We start from the raw sequence: 16,312 nt of genomic DNA on the forward strand, positions 1-16,312 counted from the left end.
GCGGTCGGTGAGCGGGCGGGTGGGGGCGGTGAGTGGTGGGGCGGGGTGCGGGTGGGGCGGGGTGTTCCGGTGGTCTCCGGTGATCCCCGGTGGTCCTCGGTCGTGCGGAGGCCGCCCCCGGGCGCCGCGGCCCGTCACCGGACGGTGCCGGGACGGCTGCGTGGAGTCGGGTGTCAGTGGGCCGTGGCAGGATCGAGGGCGTGGCAGAGACAGCAGCGAAGCAGAACGAGACCAACCCCGGCCGGCCCCGGCTGATGCTCATGGACGGGCATTCGCTGGCGTACCGCGCGTTCTTCGCGCTGCCCGCGGAGAACTTCACCACCGCGACGGGCCAGCCCACGAACGCGATCTACGGCTTCGCCTCGATGCTGGCCAACACCCTGCGTGACGAGGCGCCCACGCACTTCGCGGTGGCGTTCGACGTGTCGCGCAAGACCTGGCGTTCGGAGCGTTTCACCGAGTACAAGGCGAACCGTTCCAAGACCCCGGACGAGTTCAAGGGCCAGGTCGAGCTGATCGGCGAGCTGCTCGACGCCATGAACGCGCCCCGCTTCGCCGTCGAGGGCTTCGAGGCGGACGACGTGATCGCCACCCTCGCCACCCAGGCCGAGGCCGCGGGCTTCGACGTGCTGATCGTCACCGGTGACCGCGACTCCTTCCAGTTGGTCAGTGACCACACCACGGTGCTCTACCCGACCAAGGGCGTCTCGGAGCTGACCCGGTTCACCCCGGAGAAGGTTCTCGAGAAGTACGGGTTGACGCCCGCGCAGTACCCCGACTTCGCCGCGCTGCGCGGCGACCCGTCCGACAACCTCCCCGGCATCCCGGGCGTCGGCGAGAAGACCGCCGCGAAGTGGATCAACCAGTTCGGCTCGTTCGCGGAGCTGGTCGAGCGGGTCGAGGAGGTCAAGGGCAAGGTCGGGCAGAACCTCCGGGACCACCTGGAGTCGGTCAAGCTCAACCGCGTCCTGACCGAGCTGGAGCGTGACGTCGAGCTGTCGAGGACGGTCGCCGAGCTGGAGCGGAGCCCGTACGACCGCAAGGCCGTCGCGACGATCCTGGACACCCTGGAGATCCGCAACCCGTCTCTGCGCGAGCGGCTCTTCGCCGTCGACCCCGGCGCCGAGGAGGTGGAGACGACCCCGGTCGCGACCGAGGGCGTGGAGATCGACGGCACGGTCCTGGGCACCGGCGGGCTGGCCCCCTGGCTGGCCGAGCACGGCACCGGGACCCTGGGTGTCGCCACCGTGGACACCTGGGCGCTGGGCGCGGGCTCGGTGGCCGAGGTCGCCCTCGCGGCCTCCGGCGGAGCGGCCGCCTGGTTCGACCCGGCCGAGCTGGACGAGGCCGACGAGCGGGCGTTCGCCGCGTGGCTGGCGGACGCGGACCGTCCCAAGGTGTTCCACAACGCCAAGGGCGCGATGCGGGTCTTCGGCGAGCACGGCTGGAGCGTCGAGGGCGTCCGCATGGACACCGCGCTGGCCGCCTACCTGGTCAAGCCGGGGCGCCGTTCCTTCGACCTGGACGCGCTCTCGCTGGAGTATCTGCACCGCGAGCTGGCCCCGGCCGCCGCGGCCGACGGACAGTTGGCGTTCGGCGCGGACGACGGCGCCGAGGCCGAGGCGCTGATGATCAAGGCCCGCGCGATCCTCGACCTGGGCGAGGCGTTCGAGGGCCGCCTGGAGGAGGTCGGCGCCGCCGATCTGCTGCGCGACATGGAGCTGCCCACCTCCGCGCTGCTCGCCCGCATGGAGCGGCACGGCATCGCGGCCGACCGCGCGCACCTGGAGGCGATGGAGCAGACCTTCGCGGGCGCGGTGCAGCAGGCCGTGAAGGAGGCCCACGCGGCCGCCGGGCACGAGTTCAACCTGGGCTCGCCCAAGCAGCTCCAGGAAGTCCTCTTCGGCGAGCTGGCGCTGCCCAGGACGAAGAAGACCAAGACCGGGTACACCACCGACGCCGACGCACTGGCCTGGCTCGCCGCCCAGACGGACAACGAGCTGCCGGTGATCATGCTCCGTCACCGTGAGCAGGCCAAGCTGCGCGTCACGGTCGAGGGCCTGATCAAGACCATCGCGGGCGACGGCCGTATCCACACCACGTTCAACCAGACGGTCGCCGCGACCGGCCGGCTCTCCTCCACGGACCCGAACCTGCAGAACATCCCGGTCCGCACCGACGAGGGCCGCGCGATCCGCCGCGGCTTCGTGGTGGGCGAGGGCTTCGAGTCCCTGATGACCGCCGACTACAGCCAGATCGAGCTGCGCGTGATGGCCCACCTCTCCGAGGACGCGGGCCTGATCGAGGCGTTCACCTCCGGCGAGGACCTGCACACCACGGTCGCCTCCCAGGTGTTCTCCGTCGAGCGGGACGCGGTCGACCCGGAGATGCGGCGCAAGATCAAGGCGATGTCGTACGGCCTGGCGTACGGGCTCTCCGCCTTCGGCCTCTCCCAGCAGCTCAACATCGAGGCCGGCGAGGCGCGGGCCCTGATGGACACCTACTTCGAGCGCTTCGGCGGCGTACGGGACTATCTGCGCCGCGTGGTCGACGAGGCCCGTGCGACGGGCTACACGGCGACGCTGTTCGGCCGCCGCCGCTACCTCCCCGACCTCAACAGCGACAACCGCCAGCGCCGCGAGGCCGCCGAACGCATGGCGCTGAACGCCCCCATCCAGGGCACCGCCGCCGACATCGTCAAGATCGCCATGCTCCACGTGGACCGCGCCCTGCGCGAGGCGGACCTCACGTCCCGCATGCTCCTCCAGGTCCACGACGAAATCGTCCTCGAAATCGCCCCCGGCGAACGAGAGGCCGTGGAACAGATCGTCCGCCGGGAAATGGCGTCCGCGGTGTCCCTCCGGGCCCCTCTGGACGTCTCGGTGGGCGTGGGCCCGGACTGGGAGTCGGCGGCCCACTGATGTCAGCCCGCGCGGGAGGGGAGGGTACGCCACGCGGTGCCCTCCCCTCCCGCGTACGCGGCCGTGCCGGTTCGGTCGCCTTGGTGCGGCCGACGGATGCCGTGCCTCTGGCCCGGGTCGGCCGGAGAGAGGGTTTCCCCGGCGGGGGCTGACCTGCGGAGGCTGTGCCGCGGGGACCGGGCCGACGGGAGCCCGTGCACCAGTGTCATGTCCCCGGCCCTGGCCGACGGGCGTTCGGCGGTCCCATCGGGGCGTGCGGCCGTCCACGGCCACACCGGCGCCGCCCGCTCCGGGTCGCGGCCCAGCCTCCGGAGAGCCCCGTCACTCACGTGGCCCCCGTCAGAACGCCTCGCGGCCGTACCTGCGGCAACACTGCGAGCATGGGTATACGGATGCTCCACCGCCGCAGGACCGAGGCGTGGCACCGTCGGATCGAGCGGGCGCAGGCGGACCCGGGGCGGGGCGGGGACGCCTCGTCGGTGCCGTCGCTCGCGGCCGACGCGAGCAGTGCCCGCATTCCCGTCGACCCCGCCGCGCGGGTACGCGCCGCACTCGTGGGGCTGAGACGTCGCCTCGCCGCGCTCCAGTGGCGAGCCCGGGCGGACGTCGCCCGCGGCTACCTCGCCCTGCTGCCGGCCGCGCTGCCCAAGGCACGCCCCCGGCACACCCTGACCGTGTTCGTCGCGTCCCTCACGGAGCGCCCCGACTCGTCGGCTCCCGTGCGGGGGCGGGCGTCCAGGCGGGAGCCGGGTGCCGCGTCCTGACGGTGACGGCGTGACGCGCCACCTCGACGGGCGACCCGGGTCACCCGGCACGGGTCCCCGAGTCGGGGGCGCCTCCGCTCGCCCGGGAACACCGGCGACGGCATGGACGCACCGGGCGCTCACCGTGCCCCGGGCCCCACCGGCTCCCGCGCACCCGCACCCGCCCGCGCCGCAGCCGGGCGCCACACCCTGACGGCCACGGTGTAAAGCACCACTCCCACCAGCAGCCCGGCGCCCGCGCCGAAGCACACGGTGGGGACCAGCTCAAGGAGCCGGGCGTTCGGGCGACCCCACCAGAGCGTCGTCCTCCGGAGCGCGGCCAGGGTCGCGCAGCCGCCCGGCAAGCCCGCCGCCAGGGCGCGGTCGCGGAGGGAGAGGACCGGTACGTCATGCGGCACCGACGCGGGTGCATGGCGCAGCGCGTGCGACACGAACACCACCAGCACCACCGCCGCCAGCGCCGAGGTGCCGTACTGGAGCCAGGTGTACAGGGGGAGGCCGCAGGCCGGTCGCATGAGGGCGGGGACCAGGCGGGAGCCCCAGCGGTCGTGGTGGGTGAAGGCGTCCCAGACGACGTGGGTCAGGGCGCCGAGGGCGGCGGAGACGTACCACCACAGCGCGGTCGCGGCACGCGGGCGTCCAAGGGGCGTACCGCAGCGCAGCAGCGTGGCCGGGCGGCCCCGCAGGGACCGGGGGAGCAGCGCCACGAGAGGTTCGCGGACCAGGAGCCACAGGGCGGCCAGCCCCCACGCGATGAGCACGTCCACGCTCGCCACACCGGCGAAGGAGTGCGTGACCGCCCCGAATTCCATCGCCCCCGGTACGAAACTCGCCGCGAAGTAGGTGAGGTCGGGCGCGAAGGAACCGGCGACGAGCACCGCGGGCACCAGGGGACCGCGCCCGCCGCCGTCCCGGCGGACCGCGGGCAGCACGGCGGCCGCGTGGCTGAGGGTGAAGGGCAACGGAGCCTCCGGAAGCGGCAGTAGGTCGACCCGTCACCCCCGGGGCGAGTGATCGAGCGCGTCCCAGTATGCGCGGTGGAGCACACGCCCCGACGCGGACGGAATCCGGACACGAACGGGTGCCCATGGCAAACAAGTTGTCGTAGGGTCAACTGGGCCGTCGTGCCGGTGCGCACGCGCGCTCACCTGTCACTCGGACGGAATCGCGAAACAGGGGCAACCAGAACACGGCGTCAACCGTCACACCAGCGAGGCAGTCGGACGGAGACGGGCGCCCCGAGCGCCCAGCGGGAGGGTTCACTCTATGGCGGCGCATTTCGGCAGGCGGCTGCGCAAGGGAGCGGCGACCACCGCCGTGGCCGCGGCGGCGGTCGCGGCTCTGTCCGCGTCCCAGGCTCCGGGAGCGACCGGAGCGAGCGGCGGCGCACAGACCGCGGGCGTCAGCACCCCGGTGCCCGACACGGCGTCGGACGCCACCGGCGGTTCCCCCTACTACACCGACCTGCCCCCGCTGCACAGCCCCGCGCCCAGCCCCTCACCCGTCGTCGGCACCCCCGTGGCGCAGGGCGACGGAGAGGTCGCGGGCCAGATCCCCGCGACCGTCCTGGACGCCTACAAGCGTGCCGAGGCCGAGCTGCGCAGCTCCAAGCCCGGTTGCAACCTCCCCTGGCAACTCCTCGCCGCCATCGGCAAGGTGGAGTCCGGTCAGGCCCGCGGCGGCCGCGTGGACGCCGACGGTACGACGATCGGCCGCATCCTCGGCCCCCAGCTCGACGGCAACGGCTTCGCGCTGATCAAGGACACCGACCACGGCGCGTACGACGGCAACGCCTCCTACGACCAGGCCATCGGTCCGATGCAGTTCATCCCCTCCACCTGGGCGTGGGCGGGCCGCGACGGCAACGGCGACGGCAAGGCCGACCCGAACAACGTCTACGACGCCGCCCTCGCCGCCGGTCACTACCTGTGCCGGGGCGACCGGGACCTGTCCCGCGAGGACGACCTGCACAGCGCGATCCTCAGCTACAACAACTCCACCGACTATCTGAACCTCGTCCTGAACTGGGTGAACTACTACCGCAAGGGCGTCCACACCGTCCCCGACGGCACCGGCGGCCTGCCCACCCACCGCAGCGACGACACCACCACGCACCCCGGCACCACCGGACCCTCCGCACCCGCGAAGCCGTCGAAGCCGGCCAAGCCCGCGAAGCCCCACAAGCCCGGCAAGCCCACGAAGCCGTCGAAGCCCGACCCGGGCAACGCGGGCGGAGGCGACGACCGCCCGTCCCCCAAGCCGCCCACCCCGCCATGGGAGCAGCCCACCCCCTCGGACACCGTGGACCACCTGGCCTACGCCGACCCCGACGCGGCCGAACCGAACGCGATGGCGGGGCACGCCTTCGCCGAGAAGATCGCCGCCCGCGCGGAGACCGAGGACGGCAAGGCCGTGGCCAAGGTGCGGGTCCGCTTCACGATCACCGGGGACACCGACGCCACCTTCGCGGGCGGCGAGAAGGTGGCCACCGTCGCCACCGACGCCAAGGGCGTGGCGACCGCCCCCGAGCTCCGGGCGGGCGAGAAGACCGGCGCCTTCAAGGTGACCACCACGCTCGTCGGCCACCGGGTCGAGGGCGTCACCTACGACGCCACCGTCACCCCGCGCGCCGCCGACGCCCTCGCCCCCACCGACGACCTGGCCCACACCTGCGTGCCCGGGGGCGAGTTCACCGACCCCGTCCAGGTCAAGGCCACCTACAAGGGCGCCGTAGCCGACCGGGTCGAGGCCACCGCCACCCTGATCAAGTCCGACGACGACCCCGCCGAGAACGACAAGGGCCCCTACTTCAAGGACGCCGACGGCAAGCCCGTCCGCACTCTCAGCGGGCTCAAGACGGACGACAAGGGCCTGCTCACCCTCCCGAAGCTGTACGCCGACGACGCCAGCGGCACCTATCTGCTCCGGATCACCACCACGGGCGGCGCCACCCTCACCGTGAAGCTGACGGTCGCCCCGGCAGGGGACACCTCGGCGCAGCCGTCGCCGAGCCCCTCCGCGAGTTCCTGACGCCTCATCAACTCCGGTTGAGACGAGCCTTGGTGTGCCGGGTGGGCTCGGCCGTGGCCGGGTCCTCCGGCCACGGGTGCTTCGGATAGCGCCCGCGCAGCTCGGCCCGTACGCCGCGATAGCCGTCCCGCCAGAACGAGGCGAGATCGGCGGTCACGGCGGCGGGCCGTCCCGCGGGGGAGAGCAGATGGACGAGGAGCGGCACCCCGGCCACCGCCGGGGTCTCCCCGAGCCCGAACATCTCCTGCAACTTCACCGCCAGCACCGGGCGTTCGGGATCGGTGTAGTCGACCCGGATGCTCGACCCGCTGGGCACCGTGATCCGCTCCGGCGCCAGCTCGTCCAGGCGGGCCGCCTCCCCGCTCGCCCACGGCAGCAGCCGGCCGAGCGCCTGCCCGGCGTCGATCCGGCCGAGATCGGCGCGCCGCCGGGCCCGGCTCAGCTCGGGTTCCAGCCATTCGTCCGCGCGCGCGTACAGCGCCTCGTCCGACACGTCGGGCCACGGCCCGCCCCGTCGTGCCCGCAGGAACGCCAGCCGCCGCCGCAGCGCCGTCGCACCCTCGGACCACCTCAGCAGCCCGAGACCCTCCCGCCGCAGCCCGTCGAGCAGCGCCGCGCGCACCAACTCGGGCTCAGGGTCCGCGAGGGGCCGCACGGCCAGCTCCACCGCCCCGAGCCGCTCGACCCGCCGCGCCACGACCTCCCCGTCGGCCCAGCGCACTTCCTCCCCCTCGGAGAGCAGCGCGCGGGCCGCCTCCCGCGCCACGTCCCGCGGTACGGCCGCCCCGAGCCGCACGCGCGCGTGCCCCTTCCCACCGGGCCGGTCGGCCACCGCCACCACGATCCACGGCGCCCCGCGCAGCGCCGACCCCTCCGCTAGTTCGGCCCGCGTCCCGGAGGCCATGAGATACGAACCTCCCTCCAGCCGGGCCACGCGCTCGGGGAAGGCGAGCGCGGCCACGCGGCCCACGACCGCGTCGAGACCGTCGGGGGAGGGGGGAACGGCGGCACCCGCGCTCGAGCCGTCCGCCCGCTCCGCCGTCCCCGCGAGCCCCCGCAGCCGCCGTACCTCGGCGCGCCACCGCGCCGCGTACGCGTCCCCGCCCCGCCGGGCGCGCCGCAGGGCCGTCGCGAGGTCGTCGCCGTACTCGCGCGGGACCTCCTCCGACAGCAGGGCGACCGCCTCGGCGCCCGCGGGGTCGGTGTCCAGCAGGGCTCGGCCCAGACGGGGGTGGACGCCGAGACGGGACAGGCGGGCGCCCCGGCCGGTGGCGTGGCCCGCCGGGTCGACGGCGCCCACCGCCGTCAGGACCTCGCGGGCCGCCGCCATCGCCCCGGCGGGCGGCGCGTCCAGAAGGGCGAGGCCCGAGGCATCCGGATCGCCCCAGCAGGCGGCCTGGAGGGCGAAGGCGGTCAGGTCGGCCACCTTGATCTCGGGTGCCGGGAAGGCGGGCAGCCTGCCGTCCTCGGCCTCGGCCCAGCACCGGTAGACCGCGCCCGGAGCCTCACGCCCGGCGCGGCCCGCCCGCTGGCGCCCGGCCGCACGCGAGGCGCGTACGGTCGCCAGGCCGCTCAGCCCGCGCGCGTGGTCCACGCGCGGCTCACGCGCCAGCCCCGAGTCCACGACCACCCGCACTCCGGGCACCGTCAGCGAGGACTCGGCGACCGAGGTGGCCAGCACCACCCGGCGCCGCACCCCGGGCGAGAGCACCGCGTCCTGCACGGCGGACGGCGCCCGCCCGTGCACCTGGAGCACGTCCACGTCCGGCAGCTCGCCCAGCTGCCCCGCCACGCGCGCGATCTCACCGACGCCGGGCAGGAAGCACAGCACGTCACCGGGGCGCTCCGCGAGCGCCCGCCGTACTACGGAGGCCACGTGCGCGAGCAGCGCCGGGCCGACCAGCATCCCGTGCGGCGGCCGGACCGGACGTGCGGGCGGCGCCCACACGGTCTCGACGGCATGCGTGATGCCCGCCGCCTCCACCACCGGCGCCCCGCCGAGCAGCCGTGCCCAGCCCTCGGCGTCCGTGGTCGCGGAGGCCGCCACCAGGCGCAGGTCGGGCCGCAGGGTCTGCGTCACGTCCCACAGGAACGCGGCCGCCGTGTCCGCGTCCAGATGGCGTTCATGGCACTCGTCGAGGACCACGGCGTCGACCCCGGGCAGTTCCTGGTCGCGCTGGAGGCGCTGGAGCAGCACGCCCGTGGTCACGACCTCCACGCGCGTGTGCCGCCCGACGACCCGCTCGCCGCGCACGGTGAACCCGACGCTCTCGCCGGGCTTCTCGCCCAGCAGCCACGCCATCCGCCGCGCCGCCGCCCGCGCCGCGATCCTCCGGGGCTCGGCCACCAGGATCCGCCGCGCGGGCCCGCCGCCGACGAGCCCGGCCAGCACCAGCGGCACCAGGGTCGTCTTGCCGGTGCCCGGCGGCGCCACCAGGACGGCGGCGCCGCTCCCGTCCAGCGCGTCGGTCAGGGCGGGCAGGGCGGAGCGCACGGGCAGCGCGGCGAGGGCGTCGTCACGGATCACGCCCCCAGTGTCGTACGCCGTCCGGCGCACGGGGATCTCACTCCCGGGGAGGGTTTCAGTCCCGCTCGCACACGAAGATCGCGGTGCCCGGGATCAGCGCGCCCCGCAGGGGGGACCAGCCGCCCCACTCGGAGGTGTTCCAGGCCGGCCACTCCGGCTCCACGAGGTCCACCAGGCGGAACCCGGAGGCCGCGATGTCCCGCACCCGGTCGCCGATCGTGCGGTGGTGCTCCACGTAGACGGCGTGGCCGTTCTCGTCCTGCTCCACGTACGGCGTGCGGTCGAAGTACGACGCGGCGACCGACAGCCCCTCGGGCCCCGGTTCGTCCGGGAAGGCCCAGCGGATCGGGTGCGTCACCGAGAACACGAACCGGCCGCCGGGCCGCAGCACCCGGCGCACCTCGCGCAGCACCAGCCGGGGATCGGCCACGAACGGCAGCGCGCCGTACGCCGAGCACGCGAGGTCGAAGGAGGCGTCGGCGAAGGGCAGCGCGCCCGCGTCCGCGCAGACCAGCGGGATGGAACCGCCGATCCGCAGGGCGTGCTGGAGCTGGCGGTGGGAGAGGTCGAGCGCGACCGGGCGGGCGCCCTGCGCGGCCAGCCAGCGGGAGCACTGGGCGGCGCCGGCGCCGATCTCCAGCACGTCCCGGCCCTTCAGGTCCTCGGGCGCGCCGAGCAGTTCGGCCTCCACCTCGTCCAGGCCCTCCGGGCCCCACACGAAGCGGTCGTCGCCGAGGAACGTGCCGTGCTCGACCTGGTACTCGTCCGCGTTGCGGTCCCACCAGCCGCGGTTGGCGCGGCTGCTCTCCGCGACGTCCGCGTCACGGCGGGTTGCTTCCGGCTCGGTCCCCTCGGGATCGGGCCCCATGGGCTCTTGGATGATCGGCTCCCTCGTCGTACTCTTCCGTCCATCCGGCCCGCCGGGCGAGTGTCACGGAACGGGTCTCCCGGGCCTGCGTGGCCAGTTGGGACGATTCTTCTGCCGGGAATGCGGTGATCCGCCCCGGGTGTGCGCCTTCGCGCATTGACCCTGCCCGGCTGCCCCCGTATGCTACAAGTTGCGCTGCGGGCCTGCGCACCTCAGACGTAGCAGGTCGCGCTCGCATCTGTATGTATGTCCCCTCGGTTGTCGAGGCGCCACCGGGCACCCGGTGCTTATGTGGCGCTTCCTTGGCTGTCCGGCTTCTGCAGAGCGAAACGGGCTCCCGGCGTAAGCAGTACCTACGACTTCAATGTCCGTACCGGAGCCCTTTCCCACATGACGAGCAGCACCGAGACCACCGCCACCACCCCGCAGGTTGCGGTCAACGACATCGGTAACGAGGAAGCCTTCCTCGCCGCGATCGACGAGACGATCAAGTACTTCAACGACGGCGACATCGTCGACGGCGTCATCGTGAAGGTCGACCGGGACGAGGTCCTGCTCGACATCGGTTACAAGACCGAAGGTGTCATCCCGAGCCGCGAGCTCTCGATCAAGCACGACGTCGACCCGAACGAGGTCGTCAAGGTCGGCGACGAGATCGAGGCCCTGGTTCTCCAGAAGGAGGACAAGGAAGGCCGCCTGATCCTCTCGAAGAAGCGCGCCCAGTACGAGCGCGCCTGGGGCACCATCGAGAAGATCAAGGAAGAGGACGGCATCGTCACCGGTACCGTCATCGAGGTCGTCAAGGGTGGTCTCATCCTCGACATCGGCCTCCGCGGCTTCCTCCCGGCCTCCCTGGTCGAGATGCGCCGTGTCCGCGACCTCCAGCCCTACGTGGGCAAGGAGCTCGAGGCGAAGATCATCGAGCTGGACAAGAACCGCAACAACGTGGTCCTGTCCCGCCGTGCCTGGCTGGAGCAGACCCAGTCCGAGGTCCGCCAGACGTTCCTCACGACCCTCCAGAAGGGTCAGGTCCGCTCCGGCGTCGTGTCCTCGATCGTCAACTTCGGTGCCTTCGTGGACCTGGGTGGCGTCGACGGTCTGGTTCACGTCTCCGAGCTGTCCTGGAAGCACATCGACCACCCCTCCGAGGTTGTCGAGGTCGGCCAGGAGGTCACCGTCGAGGTTCTCGACGTCGACATGGACCGCGAGCGTGTCTCCCTGTCGCTGAAGGCGACGCAGGAGGACCCGTGGCAGCAGTTCGCCCGGACCCACCAGATCGGTCAGGTCGTCCCGGGTAAGGTCACCAAGCTGGTTCCGTTCGGTGCGTTCGTCCGCGTGGACGAGGGCATCGAGGGTCTGGTCCACATCTCCGAGCTGGCCGAGCGCCACGTGGAGATCCCGGAGCAGGTCGTCCAGGTCAACGACGAGATCTTCGTCAAGGTCATCGACATCGACCTCGAGCGTCGCCGCATCAGCCTCTCGCTGAAGCAGGCCAACGAGGCCTTCGGTGCCGACCCGTCCGTGGTCGAGTTCGACCCGACCCTGTACGGCATGGCCGCGTCGTACGACGACCAGGGCAACTACATCTACCCCGAGGGCTTCGACCCCGAGACCAACGACTGGCTCGAGGGCTACGAGAAGCAGCGCGAGGAGTGGGAGCGCCAGTACGCCGAGGCGCAGACCCGCTTCGAGCAGCACCAGGCGCAGGTCATCAAGTCCCGCGAGGCGGACGAGAAGGCCGCTGCCGAGGGTGGCGACGTCGCGGGTGCCGCTCCGGCCGCGTCCGGTGGCGGTTCGTACTCCTCCGAGGGTGCGGACACCTCCGGTGCCCTGGCTTCCGACGAGGCGCTTGCCGCGCTGCGTGAGAAGCTGGCGGGCGGCCAGAGCTGAACGCTCGCCGCTGAGGCTTAGCAGGTAGGCCCGAGGGGCCCGTACCTTTCGAGGTACGGGCCCCTCGGGTTTTTGTGCGTTGTCGGGTGCGGGTGCGCTGTGGTCTGTCGCGCAGTTCCCCGCGCCCCTCAGGGAGTTGACCCCCAAGGGGTTGAGCTGTGGGGGCTCTCCGTGGCTTGCTCTCGGTGATCTTGGGAATGGCTCTGGTCCTGTGGGTGTTGGGAGGTATGGACACTAGGAGGGGCGGTCATCGTGCTTGATCCGCAGGGTTTGTACGCGTGGGAGCCGAAGGGGCTGGCCGTGGTGGACATGGCGCTGGCTCAGGAATCGGCCGGGCTGGTCATGCTCTACCACTTCGACGGATACATCGACGCCGGAGAGGCCGGCGACCAGATCGTCGAGCGGCTTCTCGACACGCTTCCCCACCAGCTCGTCGCCCGCTTCGACCACGACCGGCTCGTGGACTACCGGGCCCGCCGGCCGCTGCTGACGTTCCAGCGGAACCAATGGACCGACTACGAGGTGCCGGCCATCGAGGTCCACCTCGTGCAGGACACCACCGGCGCGCCCTTCCTGCTGCTCTCCGGGCCCGAACCGGACGTGGAGTGGGAGCGGTTCGCGACAGCCGTGCGGCAGATCGTGGAGCGGCTCGGCGTCCGCCTGGCGGTGAACTTCCACGGCATCCCGATGGGCGTCCCGCACACCCGTCCCGTCGGCCTCACCCCGCACGGCAACCGCACCGACCTCGTGCCCGGCCACCGCAGCCCCTTCGACGAGGCCCAGGTGCCCGGCAGCGCCGAGGCCCTGATCGAGTACCGGCTCTCCGAGGCCGGTCACGACACGCTCGGTGTCGCCGCCCACGTCCCGCACTACATCGCCCGCTCCACCTACCCGGACGCCGCCCTGACCGTCCTGGAGGCGATCACCGCCGCCACCGGACTCGTGCTGCCCGGCGTCGCGCACTCCCTGCGCACCGAGGCGCACCGCACGCAGACCGAGATCGAGCGGCAGATCCGCGAGGGCGACGAGGAACTGACCTCGCTCGTCCAGGGCCTTGAGCACCAGTACGACGCGGCCGCGGGCGCCGAGACCCGGGGCAACATGCTCGCGGAGCCGGTCGACATCCCCTCCGCCGACGAGATCGGCCGCGAGTTCGAGCGGTTCCTCGCGGAGCGGGAGGGCGAGGGCTGAGCCGGGCCACCGGTACGCCAGGGCGGCCGGCCGGAGCGCGGTGGCCGGCGGGGCCGAGCCGGGCGCCGGCGCTCGTCGGGCGGGCTCTAAGCTTCCGGTCATGCTGACAGTGGGCCTGACCGGTGGCATCGGCGCCGGCAAGAGCGAGGTGTCCCGGCTGCTCGTGGAGCACGGGGCCGTACTGATCGACGCCGACCGGATCGCACGGGAGGTCGTGGCGCCGGGCACCCCCGGTCTCGCCGCCGTGACCGAGGCGTTCGGGACGGAGATCCTGGCCGAGGACGGCTCCCTGGACCGCCCCCGGCTCGGCGCCCTGGTCTTCTCCGACCCCGAGAAACTCGCCCTGCTCAACTCGATCGTGCACCCCCTGGTGGGCGCCCGCTCCCGTGAGCTGGAGAGCGCCGCGCGCCCCGGCTCCGTCGTGGTCCACGACGTGCCGCTGCTCACCGAGAACGGGCTCGCTCCCCTCTACGACCTCGTGATCGTCGTGGACGCCGGCCCCGAGACCCAGCTCGACCGGCTGGTCCGGTTGCGCGGGATGACCGAGGAGGACGCCCGCGCGCGCATGGCCGCCCAGGCGAGCCGCGAACAGCGACTGGAGATCGCGGACATCGTCGTCGACAACGATGTGCCCCTGGAGGCGCTGAAGGAACGCGTCGACCGGGTATGGGAGCAGTTGGCGGCCCGCGCCCGCGAGGACGGCTCGACGGAATAGCCCTCGGCGTACAGGCGTTGGAATGCCCGAGTGAGGGAAGGACTTCGCCGTGCCCGAGACCAGCGGATCGACCGGACGTACACCGGAGACGCATGTCATCGACTTCCGTGCCGCCGAGCGCCTGCTCGACGCGCGGGACCCCAGAGGCGCGGTGAAGCTGCTAGACGAGGTCATCGCCGCCCATCCCGAGAACACCGCCGCCCGGCTGCTGCGCGCGCGTGCCTTCTTCGCGGCCGCCCAACTGCGCCCCGCGGAGCTTGAGTTCACCATCGTGCTGGAGCGCGAGCCGGACAACGCCTTCGCCCACTTCGCCCTCGGCCGCACCTACGAGCGCCAGGGACGGCCCGGCCAGGCCCGCCGCCACTTCCGGCTCGCCGCGGCCCTCGACCCCAACCCGCAGTATCTGCGGGCGGCGCGCTTCGACTCCTGAGCGCGGACCTGTGCTCCTGCCAAGCCGTGGTGTCCCGGGGTCAGGGGTGCCGGCGCGGTGTCGGTAGACGGCGCCGCCGCGGCGGTTCCGGTCCGCCCGGCGGTTCGTCGTCCACGGGCTCGTACGGCGGGACGTCGCGGCCCGGCTGATAGTGCGGACCCTGCCGCAAGTGCCGCACGACCAGCGTCAGATCGACGGTGACCACCAGCCACAGCACGGCACAGGCGGCCGCCCAGCCCGGCCGTCCGACGAGGACGAAGGCGACGGTCCCGAACACGGCCCAGCCGAACCCCCACACGGCCAGCCACAACCGCGCTCGCAGCGCACTGCGCGCGGTCGTCGGCTCACTGCCCGTACGCATTCCGTCTCCACTCCTCCTTGCAACGTACTCTTCGCCGGACCCGCGACCAAGGGCGTCATCAGGGGCGGCACCAGTGGCGCCACCCGGGGCGGTACCGAGGGCGGAGAGTTCCCGCCGACCGCGAATTGACTCGAACGAGTGGACTGGCCGACGGACGGGAACGGCCGTGCGAGCGCCGCGCGTTGTGCGGGCATGACGGTCGAAATGCGTGAGGGATACGAGGGCACGGGTCCCGGGGCGATCACCCCGGACGGCTGCGCGGTCGAGCTGTACAGCAGGCTGCCGGTCGGCGACGAGCCGGACGTCATCGCGGCGGCCGTGCCCGCCGGGGCACACATCCTGGAGCTGGGCAGCGGGGTGGGCCGGGTGACCCATGCCCTGCTGGAGCGGGGCTTCACGGTCACCGCCGTGGACGAGTCGGCGGAGATGCTGGCCCGGGTGAGAGGGGCGCGCACCATATGCACGCCCATCGAGGACCTGGACCTGGGCGAGCGGTTCGACGTGGTCATGCTCGCCTCGTTCCTGGTGCACACCGGGGACCCGGAGGTGCGGCGTGGCCTGCTGCGCACCTGCGTCCGGCACGTCGCGGAGGGCGGCTGTGTCCTCCTCCAGCGGGAGGGCGCGGACTATCACACCCGGATACCGAGGGAGCGGGTCGACCCGAGCGGCTTCACCGTGCGGATCGTGGGGAGCGAGCCGGTGGGGGAGGGGGTGCGCTCGGTGCGCGCCGAGTACGTGTTCCCGGACGCGGTCTGGACCCAGACCTTCCGGGCGCGCCCCCTCACCGTGACGGAGTTCGAGGAGGCGCTGGCGGAGGCGGGACTGGAGGTCGACAGCTATCTGACGGAGGACGGGATGTGGGTACGGGCGGTGGCGCTGCCGCTGGGCTGAGCGAACCGGGCAGAGCCGGCGGGACTGAGCTGGTCGGGGGTGGGCTGGACGCGGGGTGCGCGCCGGGGGTCACCGTCCTCGGCGTCGCCCTCCGGAGCCGCCGGGTCGGTCGGATCGGTCGGGGCGGCCGGTGTCGTCCCGTTCCTCGGGCGCTCTGAGTGCCGCCGCCGAGGCGCCCAGCGATCCAAGGCCCCGGAGCCGTTCCAGCTCGCGGCGGTCGCGCTTGGTGGGGCGGCCGGCGCCACGGTCCCGGACACCGGCGGGGGCGACGGCCTCGCGGGGCGGCGGAGGGGGTGAGTTGTCGACGTAGCACTCGACGGCCACCGGCGCGCCGACCCGCTTGCGGATCAGCCGCTTGACGATCACGACCCGCTCCCGGCCCTCGTGCCGCAGCCGTACCTCGTCGCCGACCCGCACCGAGTGGGCGGGCTTCACCCGGTCGCCGTTCACATGGACATGGCCGCCACGGCAGGCGGTCGCGCCCAGCGAACGCGTCTTGACCAGGCGCACGGCCCAGATCCAACTGTCGATCCGGACGCTCTCGCCCGTCACCGGTCCCGCGGCCTTCGCGGCGGCCACGGCGGCCGAGGTCTTCGGGTCGGGGGCGGCGGAGTCACGGCTCACGTCGTCGTCCGCGTCCGGTGAGTCCTGTGCAGCCAAAGCCATGCTGCCGACCCTACTGCGTCGTGCCGTCCGGGCCGGACCCGTTTTCCGCCGGGTGATC

13 protein-coding genes are annotated in these 16,312 nt (G+C 73.0%); 8 read left to right on the plus strand and 5 right to left on the minus strand.

Going from position 1 to position 16,312, the window contains the following annotated elements; translation table 11 throughout:
* Positions 1-200 precede the first annotated feature (200 nt).
* Both polA and ACWEEU_RS18175 read left to right on the plus strand, forming a co-directional pair.
* Positions 201-2,921, plus strand: coding sequence for a DNA polymerase I (gene polA, locus ACWEEU_RS18170; protein WP_451733421.1), 2,721 nt, complete (start codon positions 201-203; stop codon positions 2,919-2,921).
* Between the two features lie 380 nt (positions 2,922-3,301).
* Complete coding sequence (locus tag ACWEEU_RS18175) at positions 3,302-3,685, plus strand: hypothetical protein (protein WP_451733424.1); 384 nt, start codon at positions 3,302-3,304, stop codon at positions 3,683-3,685.
* 119 nt (positions 3,686-3,804) lie between these two features.
* On the opposite strand, the gene ACWEEU_RS18180 is transcribed toward ACWEEU_RS18175, so the two are convergent.
* Complete coding sequence (locus tag ACWEEU_RS18180; RefSeq protein WP_451733427.1) at positions 3,805-4,647, minus strand: DUF4184 family protein; 843 nt, start codon at positions 4,645-4,647, stop codon at positions 3,805-3,807.
* A gap of 304 nt (positions 4,648-4,951) precedes the next feature.
* Between ACWEEU_RS18180 and ACWEEU_RS18185 the strand changes: the two genes are divergently transcribed.
* Positions 4,952-6,715 (plus strand): lytic transglycosylase domain-containing protein, encoded by a 1,764-nt coding sequence (locus ACWEEU_RS18185; protein WP_451733430.1) that lies wholly within the window; start codon positions 4,952-4,954, stop codon positions 6,713-6,715.
* A 7-nt stretch (positions 6,716-6,722) separates the two neighbouring features.
* Here ACWEEU_RS18185 and hrpB read toward each other — a convergent pair whose 3' ends face one another.
* Together hrpB and ACWEEU_RS18195 are read right to left on the minus strand one after the other, a co-directional pair.
* Positions 6,723-9,242: an ATP-dependent helicase HrpB gene (gene hrpB, locus ACWEEU_RS18190; RefSeq protein ID WP_451733433.1), complete on the minus strand. Its 2,520-nt coding sequence runs from the start codon at positions 9,240-9,242 to the stop codon at positions 6,723-6,725.
* A 55-nt stretch (positions 9,243-9,297) separates the two neighbouring features.
* Entirely contained in the window at positions 9,298-10,110 is an 813-nt protein-coding gene (locus ACWEEU_RS18195; protein ID WP_451733436.1) for a class I SAM-dependent methyltransferase, read from the minus strand.
* Positions 10,111-10,500: 390 nt separating this feature from the next.
* Here ACWEEU_RS18195 and rpsA point away from each other — a divergent pair, with 390 nt between their 5' ends.
* The 4 genes from rpsA (at position 10,501) to ACWEEU_RS18215 (ending at position 14,336) form a co-directional block, all read left to right on the plus strand.
* Entirely contained in the window at positions 10,501-12,000 is a 1,500-nt protein-coding gene (gene rpsA / locus ACWEEU_RS18200) for a 30S ribosomal protein S1 (protein WP_199587394.1), read from the plus strand.
* 252 nt (positions 12,001-12,252) lie between these two features.
* On the plus strand, positions 12,253-13,191 hold the full coding sequence (locus ACWEEU_RS18205; RefSeq protein WP_385744853.1) for a PAC2 family protein: 939 nt from the start codon (positions 12,253-12,255) through the stop codon (positions 13,189-13,191).
* 100 nt (positions 13,192-13,291) lie between these two features.
* Positions 13,292-13,906, plus strand: a complete 615-nt coding sequence (gene coaE, locus ACWEEU_RS18210; RefSeq protein ID WP_451733440.1) for a dephospho-CoA kinase — start codon at positions 13,292-13,294, stop codon at positions 13,904-13,906.
* 49 nt (positions 13,907-13,955) lie between these two features.
* Positions 13,956-14,336 (plus strand): tetratricopeptide repeat protein, encoded by a 381-nt coding sequence (locus ACWEEU_RS18215; RefSeq protein ID WP_385744849.1) that lies wholly within the window; start codon positions 13,956-13,958, stop codon positions 14,334-14,336.
* 40 nt (positions 14,337-14,376) lie between these two features.
* On the opposite strand, the gene ACWEEU_RS18220 is transcribed toward ACWEEU_RS18215, so the two are convergent.
* A complete protein-coding gene (locus tag ACWEEU_RS18220; protein WP_385744847.1) occupies positions 14,377-14,697 on the minus strand; it encodes a DUF6343 family protein in 321 nt (106 codons plus the stop codon).
* A gap of 192 nt (positions 14,698-14,889) precedes the next feature.
* On the opposite strand from ACWEEU_RS18220, the gene ACWEEU_RS18225 reads away from it, so the two are divergent.
* The gene (locus tag ACWEEU_RS18225; RefSeq protein ID WP_385744845.1) at positions 14,890-15,588 is read left to right on the plus strand and encodes a class I SAM-dependent methyltransferase; all 699 of its coding nucleotides are present in this window, start codon (positions 14,890-14,892) and stop codon (positions 15,586-15,588) included.
* A 69-nt stretch (positions 15,589-15,657) separates the two neighbouring features.
* Here ACWEEU_RS18225 and ACWEEU_RS18230 read toward each other — a convergent pair whose 3' ends face one another.
* A complete protein-coding gene (locus ACWEEU_RS18230) occupies positions 15,658-16,254 on the minus strand; it encodes an RNA-binding S4 domain-containing protein (RefSeq protein WP_451733445.1) in 597 nt (198 codons plus the stop codon).
* Between the last annotated feature and the right edge of the window lie 58 nt (positions 16,255-16,312).

The organism is Streptomyces sp. NPDC005004, from assembly GCF_053600675.1.